A 20,374-nucleotide genomic window follows, 5' to 3' on the forward strand; every position below is an offset into this window, starting at 1 on the left:
CGGCTCAGCCGACGTGGACGCGGGGGCGGCGCTCCCGGTCGGACTCGGCCTCGCGGAGGATCTCGCGGGTGGTGGGGGCGACCTCGCCACGGCCGAGGAGGAAGAAGCGGAAGAAGTTGGCGAAGGGGTTGCCCTCGGTCCACTCGAAGTAGATGTGCGGGCGGACGCCGGTCAGGTCCCGGGCGTGGAGCAGGAGGGCGGCCAGCGCGTTGGGGACGGAGGAGGACTCGACGGTCAGGACCCGGTAGCGGTCGTGGAGGACCTCGCCCTTGACGGTCAGGCCGGCCTCGAACTCGGAGGGGTCGGTGACGGTGACCTCGATGAAGACGAAGTCCTCGGTGGTGGGCAGGTCGTTGTCGGCGCGGATCTGCTCGATCTTGTCGCGGTACTCGGCGATGTCCCGGTTGTCGGGTTCGTTGGCGATGAACCGGGGCGTGCGGCGTGAGATGTCCTGGATGAACCGCTCGGCCATCTCGTCGAGCTCGATGTGGGTGACGCGGAGCTCGAAGGCGCGGCCGAGCCGGGAGAGGAGCGAGATGAGGATGATGCCGGCGATGAAGCAGGCGCCGATCTTCACGCCGTCGGGGCGTTCGATGACGTTGACGACGGTGGTGTAGAGGAAGACGGCGGAGATGGCGCCGAAGCCTATGGTCCAGCCGCGCTGGCCGGCCTTGCGGGCGGCGATGGTCACGGCGATGGCGGCCGAGCAGATCAGGACGAGGACGCCGGTGGCGTAGGCGCCGCCCTGGGCGTCGACGTCGGCGTCGAAGATCCAGGTGACCAGGAACGCGACCAGGGTGAAGACGATGACCATGGGGCGCACGGCGCGGGCCCAGTGGGGTGCCATGCCGTACTTGGGCAGGTAGCGCGGCATCAGGTTGAGCAGGCCCGCCATGGCGGAGGCGCCGGCGAACCAGAGGATGGCGATGGTGGAGATGTCGTAGATGGTGCCGAAGGTGTTGCCGATGTACTCGTGGGCGAGGTAGGCCAGCGCGCGGCCGTTGGCCTGGCCGCCGGACTCGAATTCCTTCTCCGGGATGAGGACGGTGGTGATGAAGCTGGTGCAGATCAGGAAGACGCTCATGATGAGCGCGGCCGTGGTCAGCAGCTTCTTCGTGTCCCGGATGCGGCCGGCGGGCTTCTCCTCGGTGTCGCCCGGGTCGCCCTGGACGTGGGGCATGACGGCGACGCCGGTCTCGAAGCCGGACAGGCCGAGGGCGAGCTTGGGGAAGACCAGCAGGGCGACGCCGATCATGGCGAAGACGTTTCCGTGTTCGGCGGTCAGGGCGGCGGTCCAGTCGGTGACGACATGGCCCTCGGTGATCACGTGCCACAGGCCGCTGGCCACGACGACCACGTTGAGGGCGAGATAGACGCCGACGAGGAAGACCGCGACGCCGATGGCCTCCAGGAAGCCCTTGAGGAACACCGCACCGAGCAGGGCGATCAGCACGAGCGTGATGATCATCTGCTTGTTGTGCAGTGCCTCCTCCAGATGCGGGTTCTCGACGAGGTGGGTGGAGGCGTCGGCGGCCGACAGGGTGATGGTGATGAGGAAGTCGGTCGCGGCGAAGCCCAGCAGGGTGAGGACGAAGAGCTTGCCCTTCCAGAAGGAAAGCAGCCGCGACAGCATCGCGATCGAACCCTCGCCGCGCGGGCTCTCCTCCGCCACCCGCCGGTACACGGGCAGCGCGCCCGCCAGGGTCACGATCACCAGCACGATCGTCGCGACCGGCGAGAGCAGCCCGGCCGCCAGGGCGGCGATGCCGGGCTGGTAGCCGAGGGTGGAGAAGTAGTCGACACCGGTCAGGCACATGACCCGCCACCAGCGCTGCCCCTGGTGCCCGGCGTCCGGAGACGCCTCCTTGGGCCGGGAGGGCTTGCCCTTCCCCATGTCGGAGAGGCCCTCCAGCATCCACGCGCGCAATCGTCCGGAGCGGGCGTCCTGTGTGGTGGCCATCGGGTGTCCCTGGGGTGTCGGTGAGGAGCGGATCGGCGGTCGACCTGACGGTCGACTTTCGGCCATCAGATCGACGGCCGGGCAAGCCTAAACAGACGGAGGGCCGCCGACCGGGGGTCACGCGTCAGGGAAGCGTCAAGATCCCCCTGTCGGACGTCGTACGTGTCACACCGGAGGTCCGTGCGGGCGTCAGCGGCTGCCGAAGGCCTGGGTCCAGTAGGGGCCGCCGGAGGTGTGGAGCCCGACGCCGATCTCCTTGAAGTCGCAGTTGAGGATGTTCGCCCGGTGACCGGGGCTGTTCATCCAGGAATCCATCACCTGCGCCGCGGTGGTCTGGCCCTTCGCGATGTTCTCGCCGTAGGACGACCAGGTGTATCCGGCGGCCGTGATGCGCTCGCCGGGGCCGTCGCCGTCGGGGTTGGTGTGGTCGAAGAAGTCCCGCGCGGCCATGTCGTCGGAGTGCCCCTGGGCGGCCTTGGTCAGCAGGGGGTGCTCGGTCAGCGGCCCGCAGCCGGCCTTGGCCCGTTCCGAGTTCACCAGGCTGATGACCTGCTGCTCGGTGGAACCGGAACCAGAACCGGAACCGGAGGGCGTCTGTGTGGTGCGGGTGGGCGCGGGCGCGGACGTGGCCGTACGCGTCGGGCGGGGCGGTGCGGGCGGCGAGGTGCGGGAAGCGGTCGGGGTGGGGCGCGAGGGAGTGGGGGTCTTGTGGGGGGTCTTCGACGCCGTGGCCGACGGGGAAGGGGTGGCCGAGGCCGTGGCGGTCGCGCTCGGCTCCTGCGCGGCGGGCAGTCCGGTGTCGGCGGGCGTGGCGAGGGTGGTGTCCCTGGCCTCCGTACCCTCGTCGGGGCCGGTGGTCAGGGTGAAGGCGCCGCCGGTGACCGCCACCACGGCTATGCCCGCGGCGACGATGAGGCGCCTGCGGCCGCGCTGCCGCTGCTGCCGACGCCGCCGGCGGGTGGCGCGGGAGCTGCGGGGGCCGCGGCCGGCCGGGGGCGCGCCGGGCGCGGTCGCGGCTCCGGGGCCGTGCGACGGGGCGGCGAGGTGTGCGGGCGCGGCGACGGTCTCGAAACCGGAACCGAGACCGGAACCGAGGCCGGCCCGCTCGCGGACGCCCGCGAGGAGCAGCGCGGCCGGAGGCACCAGGAGCAGTCCGGCGAGCAGCCCCTCGGCCGGTACGAGCCCGCTCCACAGGCCGGCGCAGTGCGCGCACCCGCGCGCGTGCCGGGCTATGCGCTTGCGCCAGAGGGCGGACGGCCGGCCGTCCCAGGCATCGGTCTCGTACCGCAGCGTGGCGCAGGGCGGGTGCTGCGACAGGGCCCGCACGACGACCCTGGCACCCTCCAGCCGCTCCTTCATCCGCTGGACCCGCACCGCGGTGTGCTGCGGGGACAGCTGCAGCGCGGAGGCAACCTCGTGCCGGCTGAGCTCCCCGGCGCACTCCAGCCACCACAGGGAGAGCAGCTCCCGGTCGTCGGGTTCCAGCCAGCGGGTCGCCTCGGCGGTCTCGCGGCGCTGGCCGGAGAGGTTCAGCCGGACCACGGCCATCTCCACGAAGTCGGACCCGGGCTGCGGGATCTCGCGGGCGTCGTCGAGGCCGCCCGAGGGGAGCCCGGCCTGCTGCTGCCGGTGCCAGTGGCTGCGGATGCCGTTCATGGTGATGGCGACCAGCCAGGACCGGAAGCTGTCCGGGGAGCGCAGGTCGCCGAGTCCGGCGAGGGCCCGCAGCATCGTCTCCTGGACGACGTCGTCGACGTCGTGGTGACCGTTCATCGCCCGGCCGACGATGTTGTAGACCAGCGGCAGGTGGAGGGCGATGAGCCGGTCCTGCGCCCGAGGGTCTCCGCTCTGTGCCGCCCTGACCAGTTCCGTACCGTGCTGTGCGCCCATGCTCCGAATCACCCTGCCTGTTCCCGCTGTCGTCGACGGCCAACACGTGGGAGATCACGGGGAGGCGGCTCGATAACGGAAACTAGCGGAGCGATTCCGCGAGAGCGCCCTTCCGTACGGCAGACCAGGAGGATCTCCGGGTCTTCGTGTCTTCTGCCCATACGAACTCGCGTCATGATCCGGCAAGACTGCCAGGGCATGACGGATCACCAGGCACATGACCGAGCACTGGGGAGGACCGCGCGATGAGCGTGCAGCAGTACGACGAGATCGGTGAGGCGTTCGAGGGCTTCAAGTCCCTGCCGCTGACACAGTACGGGGAGGTGCCCAGCTTCCTGGGCCTGGTCGGCGACGTACGGGGCAGGTCGGTCCTCGACCTCGCCTCCGGCACCGGTTTCTACAGCAGGGAGTTCAGGCGGCGGGGCGCCTCCGAGGTGCTCGGCATCGACATCTCCGGAGAGATGGTCGCCGCGGCGCAGGCGTTCGAGGAGAGCGATCCGCTGGGCGTGCGCTACGAGGTGGGGGACGTGTCCGAGCTGCGCGCCCTCGAACAGCGCTTCGACATCGCGCTGGGCGTGCAGCTGCTCAACTACGCGCCGGACATCGCCGCCATGGAGCGGATGTGCCGCAACGTGCACCGGAGCCTGAAGCCCGGTGCCGAGTTCTTCGTGCTCGCGCAGAAGCCGGACTACCGCTTCGACGGGCCGTCCCTGGCCAAGTACGGCTTCCTCTGCGAGGCGACCGGCGAGGAGATCGAGACCGGACCGCGCGTCCGGATCACCGCGCTGCTCGACCCGCCGATCTCGTTCGTCGGTGCCTGCCCGCGCCGCGAGGTGTACGAGGGCTCCCTGCGCGCGGCGGGCTTCGGCGACCTGACCTGGGTCCCGCTGGAGATCTCCGAGGCGGGCGTCCGCGCGTTCGGCGAGGAGTTCTGGGCGGACTGTCTCGCCAACCCGCCGTTCGAACTCCTGCGCTGCCGCGCCTGACGGCCGCAGCCGCTCGAACGGCCCGCCCCCGGGTGCCCCCGGGGCGGGATGCGGGCAGGCTGGTGCTCCGGACCGGGCGCGTGCCGCACAGGCGCCGCCCGGCCGGGAGGCACGCTCGCGGGAGCAGGGCAGGGGAGGACGGCATGACAGGGTCGGACACCGACACACGTCCCGCCGCACGGCTCCTCGCGCGGCTGGCCCTGCTCGCGGCCGTCGGCTCGCTGGTCGTCCTCCTGCTCGCGGTGGGCGACGGCGGCCTCCTGGTGGTGGGGGCGGGCTTCCTCGGCCTGGTGCTCTGCGCCGCCGGCATCTGGTGGTTCGTCGCGCACCGCGGCGCGGTCCGCCTCGTCGGGGCGCTCCTGGCGATCGCCGCGCCCGTCGGCGTCCTCGTCCTCTTCGCGTACGAAGGACTGTGGTTGACGGCCCTGATCCTGTGCCTGTGCTGGGGCGCGGCGCTGGCCTGCGCGCGGGCGGCGCTGCGCAGATCGCGCCCGAAACGGGCGATGCGGGCGGTCGCGGCGACCCCGCCCAGGAAACCGGTCCTGATCATGAACCCGAAGTCCGGGGGAGGCAAGGTCGGCCGCTTCCACCTGGTCGAGCGGGCGGAGGAGCTCGGGGCGCGGGTGATCCTGCTCGACCCGGCCGCCCCGGCGGACGTCGCCGAACTGGCCCGCGAGGCGGTGACCGAGGGCGCGGACCTCCTGGGCGTCGCGGGCGGCGACGGCACCCAGGCCCTGGTCGCGGCGGTCGCCGCCGAGCACGACGTGCCGTTCCTGGTCGTCTCGGCCGGCACCCGCAACCACCTCGCCATGGACCTGGGCCTCGACCGCTCCGACCCGTCCCGCTGCCTCGACGCGCTGACCGACGGCGAGGAACTCCGGATCGACCTCGGCGACGTCGACGGCCGGGCCTTCGTCAACACGGTGTCCTTCGGCGTCTACGCCGACGTCGTCCAACACCCCGAGTACCGCGACGCCAAGGCGGGCACGGCACTCACCCTCATGCCGGACCTCCTCCTGGGCGACGGCGTGAGCCGCCTGGACGCACGCGTCGACGACAAGCGGCTCTCCGCCCAACAGGCCCTGCTGATCAGCAACAACCCCTACGTCTCGCCCGACGAACTCAGCGGCGGCGGCCGCCGGCCCACCCTCGACGACGGCGAGCTGGGAGTCATCGGCATCCGGGTCGAGGACGCGACCCAGGCCGCCGACCTGGCCGTACGGGGCTCGCAGTCCACGGCCCTGACCGTCCTGACGGCCCACCGCGTCGAAGTGACCGCCCACACGGCCGAGATCCCGGTGGCGGTGGACGGCGAGGCCCTCCGCCTGCCCACCCCCGTCACCTGCACCCTCCGCCCCGGCGCCCTCCGCGTCCGAGTCCCCCGCAACCGCCCGGGCGTCCCCACCCCCGTACCGCCCGTCAGATGGCGCCGCATCTTCGACCTGGCCTTCGGCCGCCGGGCGTCATGACCGGGTGCGGCCCTCGGCCTGTCCCGCCAAGGAGCGGGTCAGGCCGAATGCGGTGGTGAGCCAGGCGGCCACCGCGATCCACAGGAGGACGCGGCCCAGGGTGTCCAGCCAGGTCGACCCTGTGGCCGTCGCGGTCGACAGGGACGCCACCGCCGTCATGCCGAGGGGGAAGACCGTCGCCCAGCGGAGGACGTCGTAGCCGGGGCGCCGGTGGGCGAGCTCGCCGTAGAGCAGGAGCGCGTACCAGGTCAGGGCGAGTCCGAGGAGGGCGAACGCGGTCGTCCGCAGCGCCGTCTCCGCGCCGCCCGACCACGCGCCCGAGGCGAGCAGCTTGGAGGCGGCGAGCACCGAGATCGCCAGGGCGCCGGCCGCGATCCAGTGGTCGCCCGCGCCCCTCACGACCTCGCGGACGTCGAAGCGGGCCAGCGCCTCCGCGTACAGCAGGAGCCCCAGGAGGAAGAGGGCGAGGGCCGCGTCGGCCAGCCAGTCGCCGGCCTTCGGGGCGAGCAGAGCGGACAGGACCGCGAGGCCCTCGGTGGCCACGCAGATCAGGAACGCGGCCCCCGGCGCCCGCCGCGGCAGATGCCGGAGCACGGCCGCCAGCAGGACCGGCCAGGCCGCCGCGGCCAGGACCAGCAGCGATACGGCCACCGGAGTGAGGCCGAGGAGTTCGAAGCGGGCGCCGAGCACCGTCGAGGCGGCCACGGCGGTGAGCGCCGCAGGAGTGTCGGCGGTCCTCGCCCAGCGCCGGCGGTCGCCGAGGAGCAGCGTCGAGAAGTCGAACGCGAGCAGCAGCCACAGCGCCACGGCCACACACAACGCCACCACCGAGACCGCTTCGAAGCCCGTCAGATGGAGGCCCACCGAAAGGATGCCGGTCGCCAGGACCGCGGCTCCGGCCGCCGGTGACAGCGCCGCCCACCGGGGCCCGGAGCGCGTCACGCGCCGGGGAGGGGACGCTGGTTCCAGCCCGCGACGACCGGAAGCCCGTGCTCCGTCGACAACCGGCCGACCGTCGCCGTCGTCAGGAGGAACAGCCTCCCTTCGGACGCCGGCAGGCCCAGATACCGGGCCGTGAGGACCCGCAGCAGATGCGCGTGCGCCACCAGCACACCGTCCTCCCCGGAACCCGCCAGGAGGGGCGCGACCCGCGCCAGGACCCGGTCGGCCCGCCGCCCCACGTCCCCGGCGGACTCGCCCGGCCGCCCGTCGGGCTGCGGAGGCACCCCGTCCCGCCACAGCGACCAGTCCGGCCGGGTCTCGTGGATCCGGGCCGTGGTCAGCCCCTCGTACCCGCCGTAGTCCCACTCGCACAGGTCCTCGTCCGTCTCCGCGTCCCGCAGACCCGCCAGCTCGGCCGTGTCCCGGGCCCGCCGCAGCGGACTCGTGCGTACGAAGGCGAAGGACCGGCCCGCGAAGAACGGCGCGAGCGTCCGCGCCTCCGCCTCGCCCTCCCGCGTGAGCGGCAGATCCGTACGGCCGGTGTGCCGCCCGGCGGCGCTCCACTCCGTCTCACCGTGGCGGATCAGGAGGAGGTCACCCATGGCCCGCAACTCCTTCCGCTCCCGCCGGTCCCTCGCCTCGAAGACGGCACACCACCATGATCGGCGCGAGCCGCCGCCGTCGCCACCGCCAACGGACCCCCGCCCGCCCCGTGTCGACCCGGAATCGACCCGGAAGCGGCCGGGGACCGACCAGGGCGTTCGCTGTAATGGAGAAGGAAGAGGCCAGGCTTGTGGGCGTGCTGCGGTGGTGCGATCCTTCCGCCATGCGAGCGCACTCCCCTCCTGTGGAACACGGATCGGTCCTCGCGGAGGTGAGGCAGGTGAGGCGAGCAGGCCTCGTCCGGCTGCGCGAGCTGCACCTGCCCGAACTCGCCCGTCTGTCCCTGGACGCGTCCGAGAACCCGGCGGGGGACGGCGACCGGGGCACCGTCGCCGCCATCGAGCGCCTGTTACGGACCGCGGTCGCCCGGATCGGCGGCGGAAGCCTGCAGACGGCCGCCGAGTACAGCCTCGGCCTGGCCCAGGGCACCCGCGACTGGCCGGCCTCCGAACGCCGCCGCCGGGCGGCCCAGGTGTACGGCGTCAGCGTGGAGCGCTTCCGCAAACACCACGAGCTGATGGTGCTCGGGCAGATCACCGAACAGGTCCTCGTCCTCGTCAGCCACCCGCTCCCCGGCGGTCCGGGGAGGCCGGGCCGAACCGTCGGTACGAACGACCTGAGCCACGCGAGCGGCCCGAGCGGCCCGAGCCTTCCGAGCGGTACGCACCATCCGAGCCACCCCGGCGGCCCGAGCGACCGGACCGAACCCCCGCCCGAGGCCGCCGCCCCCCTGGCGCCCGTCCACCGCTCGCTCCGGCTGCGCCTCCCCGGGCGGGCCGCGCCCGTGACCGTGCGGATCCACGTCCACTCGGTCGACCTGCTGCGCGACGTGGACGTCGTCCTGTCCCCCTCCAACACGCACTTCGTCCTCCCGCCCGCCTACAAGTCCTCCGTCTCCGCCACACTCAGGCGCGCCGGCGCGCGCCTCGACCACGCCGGGGGAGTCATCGAGGACCACCTCGACGACGAGCTGCGCGACTGGAGCCGCCGCCAGGGCATCGCGGGCCGCGCCGCCCTCCCGGGCACCGTCGCCGTGACCTCGGCGGGCGCCCTCGCCGACCAGGGCCTGCGGCGCGTCTACCACGTGGCCGTCGCCCAACCCCGGCCCGGCACCAACGACTACGACGTCCAGCCGGCCGACGTCACGCGCGGCGTGGCCCGGGCCTTCACGCTGCTCGCCGAGGAGTCCGCCCGGCACACGCCGCCGCTCGCCTCCGTGTGCCTGCCGTTGCTGGGCGCCGGCCGCGGCGGCCTCACCCCTCTGGAGAGCTTCGGCGCGCTCTGGCCGGCCGTGGAGGCGGAACTCGTCCGCGGACGGTCCTGGCAGGTCCACTTCGTCGTACGCGCCCATGCCCGTGCCGACCTCATCGAGCGTCTCCTCGCGCCGCTCGCCGACCCGACACTCGATCCGGCGTCCGCCCCGACATCCGATCCGGCGTCCGCCCCGACGCCCGGCCCGACATCCGATCCCACATCCGACCTGTTATCCGGCCCGATCACCGACGACCGGGGGACCCCATGAATCCGTACGCCGTACTCGCCGCCGCCGCGGCCCGCTGGGAGCGGGTCGCCGACGGCCTCGACGGACCGCGGCGCGAGCGCCTCGCGGAGCACCTCGCCACCGTGCGGCGCGCGAAGGACGAGCAGGGGCGGGCGACGGCGGCGGAGGCCGCGGCCCATGTGCTCCGGGAAGGGCTGCCGGACGAGTTCGGCGCCGAGGGCGAGGCCCGGTGGGCCGCCGACGTGCTCGACGACGCCTACCTTGGCTTCCACGCCGAGGACCTCGCGGTCCTGCTGCTCGACGGACACCGCATGGTCGGCCCCGTCCTCGGGCCGGTGCGCGAGCGGCTGCTCTCCGCGCCCGCCCTGGACGCCGACGCCGTGCTGCGCCGGGGCGGCGACCCGTACGCACGCCAGCTGATCAGGCTGCGCGGCTCGGGCGGGGTGCTGCGCCTGCCCAGCTTCCAGTTCTCCGAGGGTACGCTCCCGTGGATGGCCGTCCTGGAGGTCAACAGGCTCCTGGAGGCCGACCGCGACCCCTGGGGTGCCGCGGACTGGTGGCTGTCGGCGAACGCCTGGCTCGGCGCCACCCCCGCCGAGCTCCTCGGCGGACCGCTGGAGCACCAACTGGCCGACCTGGCAGGTTTCCTGATGGAGGGTGAGTAGTGCCCCACTACCGACCGCCGGCCGAGATGACCGGCTCCCCGGGCAAGGTCACCCTCGCGCGCGGCACCGTCCTGTACCGCGTGCACGCGGCGCACCGGGACGCCGCCGCCTTCAACCCGCTCCCCTCGCACTGTCTTTACGGCGGCGGCCGGTTCGACGGCACGTCCTGCGATCCGTACGCCTACCTGTACGCGGGTCTCAGCGCCGAGGCGGCGATCTGCGAGACGCTGCTCCGCTCCCTGCCGTTCGACCCGAACGGCGCGCCCCGGCTGCTGCCCCGGGTCGGCGTGGCCCGCCGGAAACTCACCCCGCTCCGGCTCGCCACCGATGTGGACGTCGTCCCCCTCGTTTCGGCGCGCGACCTGGCGGCCGTGCACCAGGACAGCTGGCTCGTGCACACCGAGGCCCGGGACTACGCGTACACCAGGGACTGGGCGCACTGGATCCGGCGCCACACCGGCCCCTGGGCGCAGGGCCTCATCTGGTCCTCGAAGCGGGAACCGGCCGACCGGACCGTCGTGCTCTTCGGGGACCGCTGCCCGCCCGGGGCCGTGCGGAGCGAACCGGAGCAGGCGGTGGACTTCGGCACGACCGAGGGCGCGGAGTGGCTGGACTCCGTCCTCCAGCCGTACCACGTACGGCTCTCGGCCTGACCACGGACGGACAGAACGACGTGATGGAACCCACTGACGAGCAGCTGCGCGACGAGCGGGAGGAGCTCCTCGACCAGCTGTCCCGCCTGCCGTCCGACGCCCCCGAGGCGCCCGAACTCTGCGCCCGCGTGGGGGAGCTCAGCTCCGTGCTGCTCGCGCGCTCGGGCGAGGACGAGGACCTGGAGCTGGGGACGCAGGCCTTCGAGCTCGCCTTCCGGGCGCCCGGTGACGACGAGGCGTGGGCGGCCTGGCGCATCAAGTACGCGTTCGTGTGCGCCTGCCGGCACGACCGGGAAGGAGGCACCGACCTCCTGGAGCGGACGCTGGACCTGGCCAGGGAGGGACTGGCCCGGTTCTCCGCGGAAGGCCCGGACTACGAGGAGCAGTTGGCGATCGCGGGCCCCCTCCTCGCGCACGGCTCGAAAGAGCGCGTCATGAAGCTCCCCGAGGAGTACGACGCCGCCGCACGCGCCCAACTGATCGCCGAGTCCCTGGAGTACCACTACCAGCTGCTGCCCGTACTGGAACCGGGCACCCCCGCGGAGATCGACCTGCGCGAATCCCTGGGCTATCTGCACTTCCTGCGAGCCACGGGAGGCGGCGGAGACCCCGAGGACGCCGTCGTCGCGGCCGGCCACTACCGGGCGTGCCTCGACGCGGCGCTGCCCACCTCCGACCTGCCGCTGCTCCGGCACAGCGTCGGCCTGGCGACGATGACCCACGGCTGCGCGACCCAGGACCGGAAGGTACTGGAGGAGGCCAGGAACGCCATGGGAGCCGCGCTCCAGGAGGCCCGGCTCGCCGGCGAAGAACCCTCCTGGGCCTGGGACTCGGAGATACGCTGCGCCTACATCCGCACCTTCATCTGGGCCAACTGCAAGGACCACGCCCAAGGCGCGGCCGCGGAAGCCGAACTGCACCGGCTGCTCGCCGCCCCGGACGCCCTCGAACGGCTCACCCCGCACTATCTCGACGCCTTCGGGCGCCTGCTGTTCGAGCGCGGCGGCCTGAGCAAGGACGGCCCGTCGAAGGACCGCGCCATCGCCATGGTCCGGCGGGCCGTCGACCACTGGCAGCCCGCCAGGGACGGCAAGGTCACCGCGACCGCCTTCCTCCTCGCGGCCTATCAGCAGGGCCGCTACCGGGAGGACGGGGGCATCGAGCGCCTGCACGAGGTCCTCCGGATGACCGATCTGGTCCTGGAGGACGACGAACTCGCCGAGGACTACCGCAACATGACCCACCTGGTCGGCGGATGGGCCCTGCTCATGCTGGAGGAGCGGCACGGGGTACGGGCCGAGTCCCTCGACCGCCGCCCGTCGGCGCTGAGCACAGGGGAACTGGACCGGTCGATCCTCGCGCTGTTCGACGATCTGAAGCAGGGCCGCACGTTCACCGACTTCAGCGAGAGCGACGAGGAGTTCCCCGGCCTCCTGGAGGCCACGGCGAACCCCTCCTGGCTGCGGGACGCCTTCCAGGGCGAGTACACGCGCTGGCTCGCCATGGAACCAGGGCGCTCGCGCGCCGAGTTCGCCCTGGCCCTGCTCACGGTCGTGCCCATGTACGACGCGCACGCCACCCACGTCACCGCGGAACAGAAGGAAGCCCTCACCGAGTGCGTCCTGGCCGCCGACGGTGACGAGACATGGCAGTGGCGGGCGCACGCCTGCGTCGCCCAGGTGCGGCTCTGGGAGGAGCTGAACGGCCTGGGGTCGGGCACGGACGACGTGATGGAACACCTCGCGAGGGCGCGGACCGCCGCCGGGCCCGGGCACGACGTGGGCGCCGCCCTCGACCTCGGCGGGATCATGGCCACCCACCACCGTGGCCAGGTCGCCGGTGCGGCGGACGACATGGAAGCCGCCCAGGAGGCCATGCGCCGCATGGCCGGCGACACCCGCCTCTCCCCGTACCAGCGACGGATGATCGCCGCCCAGGTCGCCGGCAGCAGCGGCCACCGGGCCCTGCAGGCGGGCGACCTCGGGGCGGTGGACACCCATCTGGCCACGATGACGGAGACGTACGCCGGCCTCAGCGACGACGATCCCTCCGGCATCGAGCTGTGGACCACGATCGAGGCCCTCCGGATGGGCCGCGACGAACTCGCCCGCGACCTCGGCGCCCCCGCGGCGGCACCCCTGACGGGCCGCCCCAGCGCCTACCGGCTGCGCACCGAGGCGCGCCGGCTGCCCCGCGACCACCGGGCCTGGGTCCTCGGGGACAACGGCATCGCCCGCACCGTGCGGGCCCTGCACACCCGGGACGCCGCCGGCCTGGAGGAGGGCCTGGGCCTGGCGCGGGAGGCGCACGACATGGTCGACGAGGGGACGGAGAGCCGACTGCGGTACGGCGCGTTCCTGGGGTCGGCGCTGTGCTCCGTCGCCGTGATGCAGCCCAGCCCCGTGCTCCGCTCGCGTCATCTCGCCGAGGGGATCGGCTTCCTGGAGACCGCGTTCCGCGGCCTGGCCGGCCCCGAGCACCCCCAGTACGCCTCCGTGTCGCTCTCCCTCGCCCGCGCCTACCGCACCCGCGGCGCACTGGGACGCGACGACCGGGGGAACGGGCGGCGCATCGGGCTCGACGCGCTGCGCGGACACGCCTGGGCCGCGCTGCTCCAGTCCGGCACCGACCACGCCGCCGTGGCGGCGGAGAAGGCCACCTCGACCGCCCTCGAAGTGGCCGCCTGGTGCCTCAAGGACAACGCCCTGGAGGACGCCGTCCACGCCCTCGACTCCTGCCGCGGACTCGTCCTGCACGCCGCCGTCACCTCCCGCCAGGTGCCGGAGCGGCTCGTCGCCGCAGGGCACCAGGACCTGGCCGACGCCTGGCGGGCCGGCGGGATCGGCGCGGATTCCTCCCTGGACCCGCTGGCCGCCCTGCGCGCGCCCCGGTCCATCCCCAGTCCGCTGCGCCGCCGTGTGCTCGCCGCGCTGACCGGAGCGGACGGAGTGCACGACCGGCTCCTCGATCCGCCGGCCGTCCACGAGATCGGGACGGCCCTGCGGGCGCTGCGCAAGGACGCCCTGATCTATCTGATGCCCGCCTCCGACGAGCACGGCGGCACCGCCGTGGTCGTCACCTCCGGCGGCGACGTCCATACCGTGCCGCTGCCCCGACTCACCGAGGACGCGGCGCCCCTCCGGGACTTCGTGCCCCGACGCGGCGCGGGCCGTGACGTTCCCGAGACCCCGGAAGCCGAGGCCGACGCGGGCCGCGACATCGGGCCGGTGCCGGGCTACGGTCACGGCGCCCGGCGCCGAGCCGCGTCCCTGCGCGAGCAGCTGGACCGGCTGTGCGGCTGGGCCTGGTACGCGGCCGTGCGGCCGCTCTTCGACACCTTCGCCACCCCCGGCGGCCGCGCGCCGCGCCTCGTGCTCGTACCGATGGGCCCGCTCGCGCTCGTCCCCTGGCACGCGGCGTGGGCGGACGGCGCGGACGGGCGCCGGTACGCCCTCCAGGAGGCGGAGATCTCGTACGCGGCCTCGGCGCGGCTGCTCTGCGAGGTCGCCTCCCGTCCGGCGGCGCCGTACACGGGCGGCGGCGCGCTCGTCGTCGGCAACCCCACCGGCGACCTGCCGTACGCGGGCGAGGAGGCCGACGCCGTGCAGCGGGCCTTCTACCCCGGCGGCACCTTCCTCGGGCGCCGGGCCGACGGCACCGCCGACGGTCCCGGCACACCCGACGAGGTGCTGTCCTGGCTGACGGACTCCGCGACGGACGAGGGCGGGGTACTGCATCTCGCCTGCCACGCGGCGATCGCGCGCGACGCCCGCCGCACCGCCCATCTCTCCCTCCACGGGGGCGACTTGGCCGCCGAACAGCTGACCGAGGCGATCGGGGGAGGCGGCGGCCGGCTCGGTCTCGTCGTGCTCGCGGCCTGCCGCAGCAACGTCTCGGGGCGCGGGCACAACGAGGCCTACAGTCTCGCCACCGCCTTCCTCGTGGCCGGGGCGCGCTCCGTGGTCGGCTCGCTCTGGCCGGTGCCCGACGACGCGACCTCACTGCTCATGTTCCTCACCCACCACTACCTGCGGACCGAGGGGGAACCACCGGCGAAGGCGCTGCGCCGGGCCCAGCTGTGGATGCTGGACCCGGCGCGGGAACTGCCCGAAGCGCTGCCCCCGCTGCTCGCGGAGCGGGCCCGGAGCGTCGACCCGGACGATCTGAGCGCGTGGGCCGGCTTCACCCACCTGGGGCAGTAGGCGGCACCAGCGTGCGGAGCGCGAGGGTACGGGCCGTCCACCGACCGCTCGGCGCGTCGACGGGGCCCAACGGGCGGCCCCCGGGGGTGGGGTCCCAGGCGGACAACTCGTACGGAACGACGTTCAGTTCACTCTCGGAGACGATCAGTTTGAGCCAATCCCGAGCGCTCGCCCCGGGGACGGCGGGCCGGTCCGCCGGCAGGGAGAGCTGTACGGGATCGCCGTCCAGGACGTGACCCGTGTGGCCGGGCCCGATGAAGTGCCCGGGGAAGAGCGTGGTGCCGCTCGCGTAGTTCTCCGACAGACTGATCAGTACGCACCACAGCGACCGGCTCGCCGAGCGGTTGCGCAACCGGATCGAGACGCGCGGCTCCGGGTGCGCCGCCCAGGGGTCCGAGGCGTAGGAGCAGACGATCTCACCGGTGGCGTCGGGCGTCAGCACCTCGTCGGGTGCGTCCCAGGGGGAGATCTCCACCCGCACGAGGCCGTCGAGCGCGGAAGGCCCGGGCGCGAGGTCACGGATCACATGCCATCGGGCCAGATGGCTCAGGCAGCGGGTCACCTCACTGGCGACGTCCGGGGCGCGCAACGACAGGGGCTCGGTGAACGGGGTGCCGTCCCGGCGCAGGACATGGGCGAGGCCGCCCTCCAGGTGCACCCGGAAGTGCAGGTCGCCCGCCTGCCGCGGATCGTCGAGCACCCGCAGCAGCGGGGAGACGGCGATCCCCTCCCGTACCGCGTCGAGCAGCCCCGACGCGGATCCCGCTGCCGTGCACCAGACGGTGGCCGGCGCTTGCGGGAGCACGGAGAGCGCGACCGGGTAGACGCGGTCCGTCGCCGGCGTCCAGCCCACCGGGTCGACGAGCGTGCGCGCGGGCTCCACGGCCCGCGCCCGGAGCGACAGCGCGGGCCCGGCCCCCGGACCGTCCGCCGACACCACGGCGAACGCGGCACGGGCCAGGTCCTGGCCGTCGGCCAGACCATGGACGGCGCCGCAGTCCACCTCCCAGCCCAAGCGCCCGAAACGCAGCAGATGGGGGCTCCTCGGCCGGCCGACGGCCCCGCCGAGGAACGGCGCGTCGGCGAGCGATCCGGACCGCGCCGGGAACAGCACCGGCTGCTGACGGCCGCCGGAGCGCTGCAGCCGGGCGTCGGCGGCGGAGAGCAGCTCCCGGTACGTCGCCCCCTCCCCGGCATCGCGGACCGCGCCGAGCAGGGCGTGCGTGAAGGCGCCGTGGCGGCGCCCCGCGAAGTCGTCCTCGTACGAGTACTGGTCGAGGCGCGCCGCGGCGAGGAGCACATGGCGGGGCGGGGTCGAGCCCGGTTCCGGCGAGACCGCCCGGGGACCGTCCCCCGTCCCACCACCTGACAGGTCTCGGGAAGTCCCTCCTCCCAGGTCTCGGGAAGCCCCTGCTCCCAGGTCTCGGAAGCTCCGTCCCCCCAGGTCTCGGGAGGCCTCTCCTCCCAGGTCCCAGGAAGGGGCCGGCGCCGCAAAGCGGACGGAGCGGCGGTCCTCGCGCGTGGCGCCGCCCGCGAAGCAGCAGTCGAGGACGGCCGCGACATGCGCGCCGCCCGAGGCCAGGCCGTCGAGGAGGCTTCCGAGGCGCTTGTCCCGGAGGGGACCGTCGAAACAGACCAGGGCCTGGTTCCGGCCCGTCGCCTCGATCCGGAGATGCTCCTCCGTCCGGGCGAGCGACTGCGTGCCGTGCCCGGAGAACCACAGCAGCGCGGTGTCCTCGGCACCCGCCCGGCCGAGATGCCCCCGCACGGCATCCTCGACCGCGCCGAGCGTGGCCGCGTCGTTGAGCAGCGTCCGGACGAAGACATCCCCCGCACCGCGCTCCTCGAGCAGGCGCCGCGCCTCGGCGATGTCGTTGAGACAGCCGCGCAACGGCGGGGCCGTCTCCGGCGGATAGTCGTCGATGCCGACAAGAAGCGCGTAGATCGAACCCATGCGGGAGAGTCTCGCAGGAGCGCGCGGACGAAACGGCCCCCTTGACGGCCGGAAACTGGTCGTTTTCTGGGTGCGACCTGGCCGACGCAGTCACAATGTGCCTCTCACAGAGCACTATTGATGTGATGTCAGCCACCTCCTCCGTCGCCACAGTCCCTGTGTCCGGTGGTGGTGCGCGACGGCAGAACATTTCGGGGGACACCGCATGGGTCACATGGAACGGCCACGACGCGTCGTGCAGTCGGGCGGCACCGCACCGGCCGGCCAGGCACGGGACACCGGGACGTCCCGGAGGCTCATCGCCGGCCCGGGAGCCCGCCCCGCCGACCCGCCGACCGGACGCGCCACGCCCCGCGAGCTGTACGACCCCCGGTCCGAGCGGCTGCGCGGAGCCCTCGGCCGGCTCGACGCCGGACTCGACGAGGCCGCGAGCCGGCAGCTGGCCGACTGGGCCCGCGAGGAGTACGCGGCAGCCCACGGAGCCGTACCCCTCGGCTTCGTCGCCCGCTGCTACCTCGGCCCGCCCTACGTCGACCACATCCTCAACCTGTTCCAGGTGATCGTCCGGCACTACTCGCCGGCACAGGCCATGCCCGACCCCTTCGGCAAGGCCCGGATGACCGCCCGCTCCGGCGGCTACGCCTACGTCGAGGTCTACGACAACGGACTGATCCTCCCGGTCCTCGAAGACGGCACCGTCGTCCGCCCCTGACCCGGCGTCACCACCCGAGGCAGGCCCTCGGCCTGGTTCCGTACGCCCCCATCCACCCATCCGAACGGAGAACCGACGCAATGGTCGAAAGGGACTTCGCCCTTCATCAGAAGGTGCGCGAGGTCGGCAACCTCGTGACCCGGCTCAGCGAACAGGTCGGAGCCGTGTCCGGACAGGTCGCCTCCGTGGAGAACCGGCAGCAGCAGACCAGCAGCGAACTGCAGCAGCTGCGCGCCGACTTCCTGGAGTTCGCCCAGCACTCGGTGCGCCTCGCCAACGTGCAGCGGGCCGAGACGAAGATCGGCGTCATCCAGGACGAGATCGACCATGCCTTCGGCCACTACAAGTCGGTCCGGCGCACCGCCGTCGGCATGCTCCAGGCGTTCGACGTCGGCATCGTGTCCGAGGAGAGCGTCCGGCTCGTCAGCGACCAGCTGATGCTGCAGACCCCCCGCTACTGGCTCGCCCCCGCCCTCGTCGCGCTCGCCTCCTGGTCCTCCGACGAGCGGCACCTGTGCGAACGCGCCATCGAGGAGGCGTTCCGCCGCTCGCCCGAGCGCACCTCGCTCTTCTTCGCGCTCGTCCTGCGTCGCCAGAACAGGCGGCAGGCCGCGGTCCGTTGGCTCAGGCACTACCTCATCGCGCAGGACCCCGCACGGCTGGGACGCGAGTTCGCGGTCATCCTGGAGTCCATCGCCCAGGGCGCCTTCGGCCCGGAAGGTCGGGCGATGCTCGACGCGACCCTCCGCGAATGGCGCGAGACGCTGAGCGCGGACCCGGACACCCGGGCCCGGCAGGTGCAGCGCTGGCGCGAGGAGATCGAGTCCCTGGGCGCCCCTTCGGCCAAGGCCCGCTTCCCGAGGCTGTCGGCGGTCTCCCCGCAGTGGCCCGCACTCGACGCCACACTGTCCGGGGCCGGCGCCCACCAGCGACTCGTGGACAAGTACCAGGCGATCATGGCGGGGGAGTCCGAGGCGCCCGGACGGCTGGAGGACGCCGTCGACGACATCCTCGACCGTCTCGTCGCGGAGTACGACAACGAGGAACTGCCGCTCCGCCGCGACCTGGCCTTCAACAGGAAGGTCGTCGAGCGCGACGGCGACGTCCAGACCGCCCGGCGGGAGACGGACGCCGACGCCTCCTCGTACGAGGAGACCCTCGACTATCTGACCGTGCAGAGTGCCGCCGCGCTCAATCCGGCCGCCATCGGCACCTCCGCCGCGACGCAGCGCATGGCGGTCGCGGCCTGCGACGAGTGGTTCTTCCAGGCGCACACGGGCTTCACCCGGGACGTGCGCGCGGCCGTACCGGACGACGTGCGGGCGGTCTTCGGCTCGTCCCACACCGTCGGCGCGCAGGTCTTCCAACTGCCGCCCTGGGAAGGGTCCTTCACCCGGCCGCTGCAGGAGAACGAGGCTTCGCTCGGCGGTCACTGGGACCGGCACATGGCGCCGTTCATCGACGGGCTCGCCTATCCGCTGGTGAACAAGCTGGTGGCGCCCGTCATCGTCGTGCTCGGCATCCTGTTCCTCATCGGTCAGGTCAGCCTGGGCTTCGCGTTCGCGGCCGCGGCGATCGTCGGAGCCGTGTGGGGCCTGGTCGTCTTCCAGGGCTACAAGGCGGCGGAGAAGCTCCAGGCCGACGCCCGGGGCCTGCTCGAACAGGCCAAGCTGGAGTCGTTGCACCAGCTGCGTGGCGCGGCCGCCGAACTGACCGACTGGTACGAGACGTTCCGGGCGGCCGACGCCGTGGAGGCCCGGTGCCGCGAGTTCATCACCTCGCTCGCCACCGCTCACCACGGCCCCGCTCCCTTCGAAGGCCGGACCGTACTCAAGGAGGACCCCCGATGAGCACCCCGCAGCCCCCGCGGATGCCCGCCGTGCCCCCGCAGCAGCCCGCCGTACCCGCGCAGGCCGCTCCGCAGGCCGCGCCGCCGGCCGTCCGCAGGCCCACCACCGACTCGCCGTGGGCCGCGCGCCGCCCGGAACAGAGCGAGAGGGCCACCAGCCGACTGCGCCGCGTCGTCGAAGGCCTGCCCGACTGGGAGCCGCTGCCGCCCGGCGAGACGCTGGTCCGCCGGCCCGGCACCGGCCGATGAGCGGATTCTGGGGGCACGGCGGCCCGTACGGGGAGTGGGCGGAGTTCCTGCGCCGCTGGGCCGCGGGCGAGCCGGTGGACCCGGCACGCCTGCCCGTGATCGCGGCGGAGGCGTACGACGGCGACACCATCGCCCGGCTGACCACACACCTCGTCCAGGCCCTCGGCACGCGCCTGCAGGCCTGGGCCGACACGCTGACCCGGGCCATGGGCGCGGTCACCGACGAGTTCGAGGCGGGCCGCGAGCTGGCCCAGGCCCGCAACGGACTGCGACCGATCCGCGCCCTGGCCGGCCACGCCGGGCTGCCCGAGCAGCTCCGCGGGCGGCTGACCGAGATGCTGGACCAGCAGATCGTCCAGGTGCAGGAACAGCTGGAGCGGCTCCTGGAGGAGGCGGCGGCGCAGGACCCCGGCGAGTGGGTCGAGGAGCGCCGCCGCACGCTGCGGGACAACAGGCTCACGGCCGTACTGGACGCACCCGCGTCTCATCCCTCGAACGGCCCCACGGCCGATCCGTGGACCTACGACCCGGGGGCGGCACCGCGCCGCCGGGTCCTGAGGGACTGACGGGAGCGCCGCTCCCACAGTCCCTCACGTACGCACCCGAGTCCCGCCCGAGCCGAGTCCCGTCAGCGCTTGGTCCCGCCCGAGCCAAGTCCCGTCAGCGCCGAGCCCCGCCC

15 protein-coding genes are annotated in these 20,374 nt (G+C 73.5%); 10 read left to right on the forward strand and 5 right to left on the reverse strand.

Features of this window, described 5'->3' with window-relative positions; genetic code table 11:
* Positions 1–4: 4 nt before the first annotated feature.
* Positions 5–1,960 (reverse strand): amino acid transporter, encoded by a 1,956-nt coding sequence (locus ACWGN5_RS24365; RefSeq protein ID WP_453518680.1) that lies wholly within the window; start codon positions 1,958–1,960, stop codon positions 5–7.
* A 189-nt stretch (positions 1,961–2,149) separates the two neighbouring features.
* Positions 2,150–3,850 (reverse strand): sigma-70 family RNA polymerase sigma factor, encoded by a 1,701-nt coding sequence (locus ACWGN5_RS24370; protein ID WP_453518682.1) that lies wholly within the window; start codon positions 3,848–3,850, stop codon positions 2,150–2,152.
* 245 nt (positions 3,851–4,095) lie between these two features.
* Here ACWGN5_RS24370 and ACWGN5_RS24375 point away from each other — a divergent pair, with 245 nt between their 5' ends.
* Both ACWGN5_RS24375 and ACWGN5_RS24380 read left to right on the forward strand, forming a co-directional pair.
* Positions 4,096–4,836 carry a class I SAM-dependent methyltransferase gene (locus tag ACWGN5_RS24375; RefSeq protein ID WP_453518684.1) on the forward strand — a complete coding sequence of 247 codons (741 nt, stop codon included), beginning with the start codon at positions 4,096–4,098 and terminating at the stop codon, positions 4,834–4,836.
* Positions 4,837–4,979: 143 nt separating this feature from the next.
* Positions 4,980–6,305: a diacylglycerol/lipid kinase family protein gene (locus ACWGN5_RS24380; RefSeq protein ID WP_453518686.1), complete on the forward strand. Its 1,326-nt coding sequence runs from the start codon at positions 4,980–4,982 to the stop codon at positions 6,303–6,305.
* Here ACWGN5_RS24380 and ACWGN5_RS24385 read toward each other — a convergent pair.
* Entirely contained in the window at positions 6,300–7,247 is a 948-nt protein-coding gene (locus ACWGN5_RS24385; protein WP_453518689.1) for a tellurite resistance/C4-dicarboxylate transporter family protein, read from the reverse strand. The two genes, ACWGN5_RS24380 and ACWGN5_RS24385, sit on opposite strands and share 6 nt — an antisense overlap.
* A complete protein-coding gene (locus tag ACWGN5_RS24390) occupies positions 7,244–7,849 on the reverse strand; it encodes a histidine phosphatase family protein (RefSeq protein ID WP_453518690.1) in 606 nt (201 codons plus the stop codon). The genes ACWGN5_RS24385 and ACWGN5_RS24390 overlap by 4 nt, the downstream gene beginning before the upstream one ends.
* 281 nt (positions 7,850–8,130) lie before the next feature.
* On the opposite strand from ACWGN5_RS24390, the gene ACWGN5_RS24395 reads away from it, so the two are divergent.
* From ACWGN5_RS24395 to ACWGN5_RS24410, 4 genes are read left to right on the forward strand one after another with little or no spacing between them, the layout of a single operon-like run.
* A complete protein-coding gene (locus ACWGN5_RS24395; protein ID WP_453518692.1) occupies positions 8,131–9,432 on the forward strand; it encodes a hypothetical protein in 1,302 nt (433 codons plus the stop codon).
* Positions 9,429–10,076, forward strand: a complete 648-nt coding sequence (locus ACWGN5_RS24400; protein WP_453518694.1) for a hypothetical protein — start codon at positions 9,429–9,431, stop codon at positions 10,074–10,076. The genes ACWGN5_RS24395 and ACWGN5_RS24400 overlap by 4 nt, the downstream gene beginning before the upstream one ends.
* Positions 10,076–10,729, forward strand: a complete 654-nt coding sequence (locus ACWGN5_RS24405) for an RES family NAD+ phosphorylase (RefSeq protein ID WP_453518697.1) — start codon at positions 10,076–10,078, stop codon at positions 10,727–10,729. The genes ACWGN5_RS24400 and ACWGN5_RS24405 overlap by 1 nt, the downstream gene beginning before the upstream one ends.
* 23 nt (positions 10,730–10,752) lie before the next feature.
* Positions 10,753–14,931, forward strand: a complete 4,179-nt coding sequence (locus ACWGN5_RS24410) for a CHAT domain-containing protein (protein WP_453518699.1) — start codon at positions 10,753–10,755, stop codon at positions 14,929–14,931.
* Here ACWGN5_RS24410 and ACWGN5_RS24415 read toward each other — a convergent pair.
* Complete coding sequence (locus ACWGN5_RS24415; protein WP_453518701.1) at positions 14,912–16,885, reverse strand: caspase family protein; 1,974 nt, start codon at positions 16,883–16,885, stop codon at positions 14,912–14,914. The genes ACWGN5_RS24410 and ACWGN5_RS24415 overlap by 20 nt on opposite strands.
* A 214-nt stretch (positions 16,886–17,099) precedes the next feature.
* Here ACWGN5_RS24415 and ACWGN5_RS24420 point away from each other — a divergent pair, with 214 nt between their 5' ends.
* The 4 genes from ACWGN5_RS24420 (at position 17,100) to ACWGN5_RS24435 (ending at position 20,261) form a co-directional block, all read left to right on the forward strand.
* On the forward strand, positions 17,100–17,597 hold the full coding sequence (locus ACWGN5_RS24420; RefSeq protein WP_453518703.1) for a hypothetical protein: 498 nt from the start codon (positions 17,100–17,102) through the stop codon (positions 17,595–17,597).
* Positions 17,598–17,677: 80 nt separating this feature from the next.
* Positions 17,678–19,447, forward strand: a complete 1,770-nt coding sequence (locus tag ACWGN5_RS24425; protein ID WP_453518705.1) for a hypothetical protein — start codon at positions 17,678–17,680, stop codon at positions 19,445–19,447.
* Positions 19,444–19,695, forward strand: a complete 252-nt coding sequence (locus ACWGN5_RS24430) for a hypothetical protein (protein WP_453518706.1) — start codon at positions 19,444–19,446, stop codon at positions 19,693–19,695. Before ACWGN5_RS24425 ends, ACWGN5_RS24430 begins: the two co-directional genes overlap by 4 nt.
* On the forward strand, positions 19,692–20,261 hold the full coding sequence (locus ACWGN5_RS24435) for a hypothetical protein (RefSeq protein WP_453518709.1): 570 nt from the start codon (positions 19,692–19,694) through the stop codon (positions 20,259–20,261). Before ACWGN5_RS24430 ends, ACWGN5_RS24435 begins: the two co-directional genes overlap by 4 nt.
* Positions 20,262–20,374: the final 113 nt, after the last annotated feature.

It is taken from the genome of Streptomyces sp. NPDC055815, assembly GCF_053616475.1.

Coding starts and splice junctions, on each gene's coding strand:
- ACWGN5_RS24365 (WP_453518680.1), bottom strand. CDS start 1,960: ATGGCCACCACACAGGACGCCCGCTCCGGACGATTGCGCGCGTGGATG.
- ACWGN5_RS24370 (WP_453518682.1), bottom strand. CDS start 3,850: ATGGGCGCACAGCACGGTACGGAACTGGTCAGGGCGGCACAGAGCGGA.
- ACWGN5_RS24375 (WP_453518684.1), top strand. CDS start 4,096: ATGAGCGTGCAGCAGTACGACGAGATCGGTGAGGCGTTCGAGGGCTTC.
- ACWGN5_RS24380 (WP_453518686.1), top strand. CDS start 4,980: ATGACAGGGTCGGACACCGACACACGTCCCGCCGCACGGCTCCTCGCG.
- ACWGN5_RS24390 (WP_453518690.1), bottom strand. CDS start 7,849: ATGGGTGACCTCCTCCTGATCCGCCACGGTGAGACGGAGTGGAGCGCC.
- ACWGN5_RS24400 (WP_453518694.1), top strand. CDS start 9,429: ATGAATCCGTACGCCGTACTCGCCGCCGCCGCGGCCCGCTGGGAGCGG.
- ACWGN5_RS24410 (WP_453518699.1), top strand. CDS start 10,753: ATGGAACCCACTGACGAGCAGCTGCGCGACGAGCGGGAGGAGCTCCTC.
- ACWGN5_RS24415 (WP_453518701.1), bottom strand. CDS start 16,885: ATGGGTTCGATCTACGCGCTTCTTGTCGGCATCGACGACTATCCGCCG.
- ACWGN5_RS24420 (WP_453518703.1), top strand. CDS start 17,100: ATGGAACGGCCACGACGCGTCGTGCAGTCGGGCGGCACCGCACCGGCC.
- ACWGN5_RS24425 (WP_453518705.1), top strand. CDS start 17,678: ATGGTCGAAAGGGACTTCGCCCTTCATCAGAAGGTGCGCGAGGTCGGC.
- ACWGN5_RS24430 (WP_453518706.1), top strand. CDS start 19,444: ATGAGCACCCCGCAGCCCCCGCGGATGCCCGCCGTGCCCCCGCAGCAG.
- ACWGN5_RS24435 (WP_453518709.1), top strand. CDS start 19,692: ATGAGCGGATTCTGGGGGCACGGCGGCCCGTACGGGGAGTGGGCGGAG.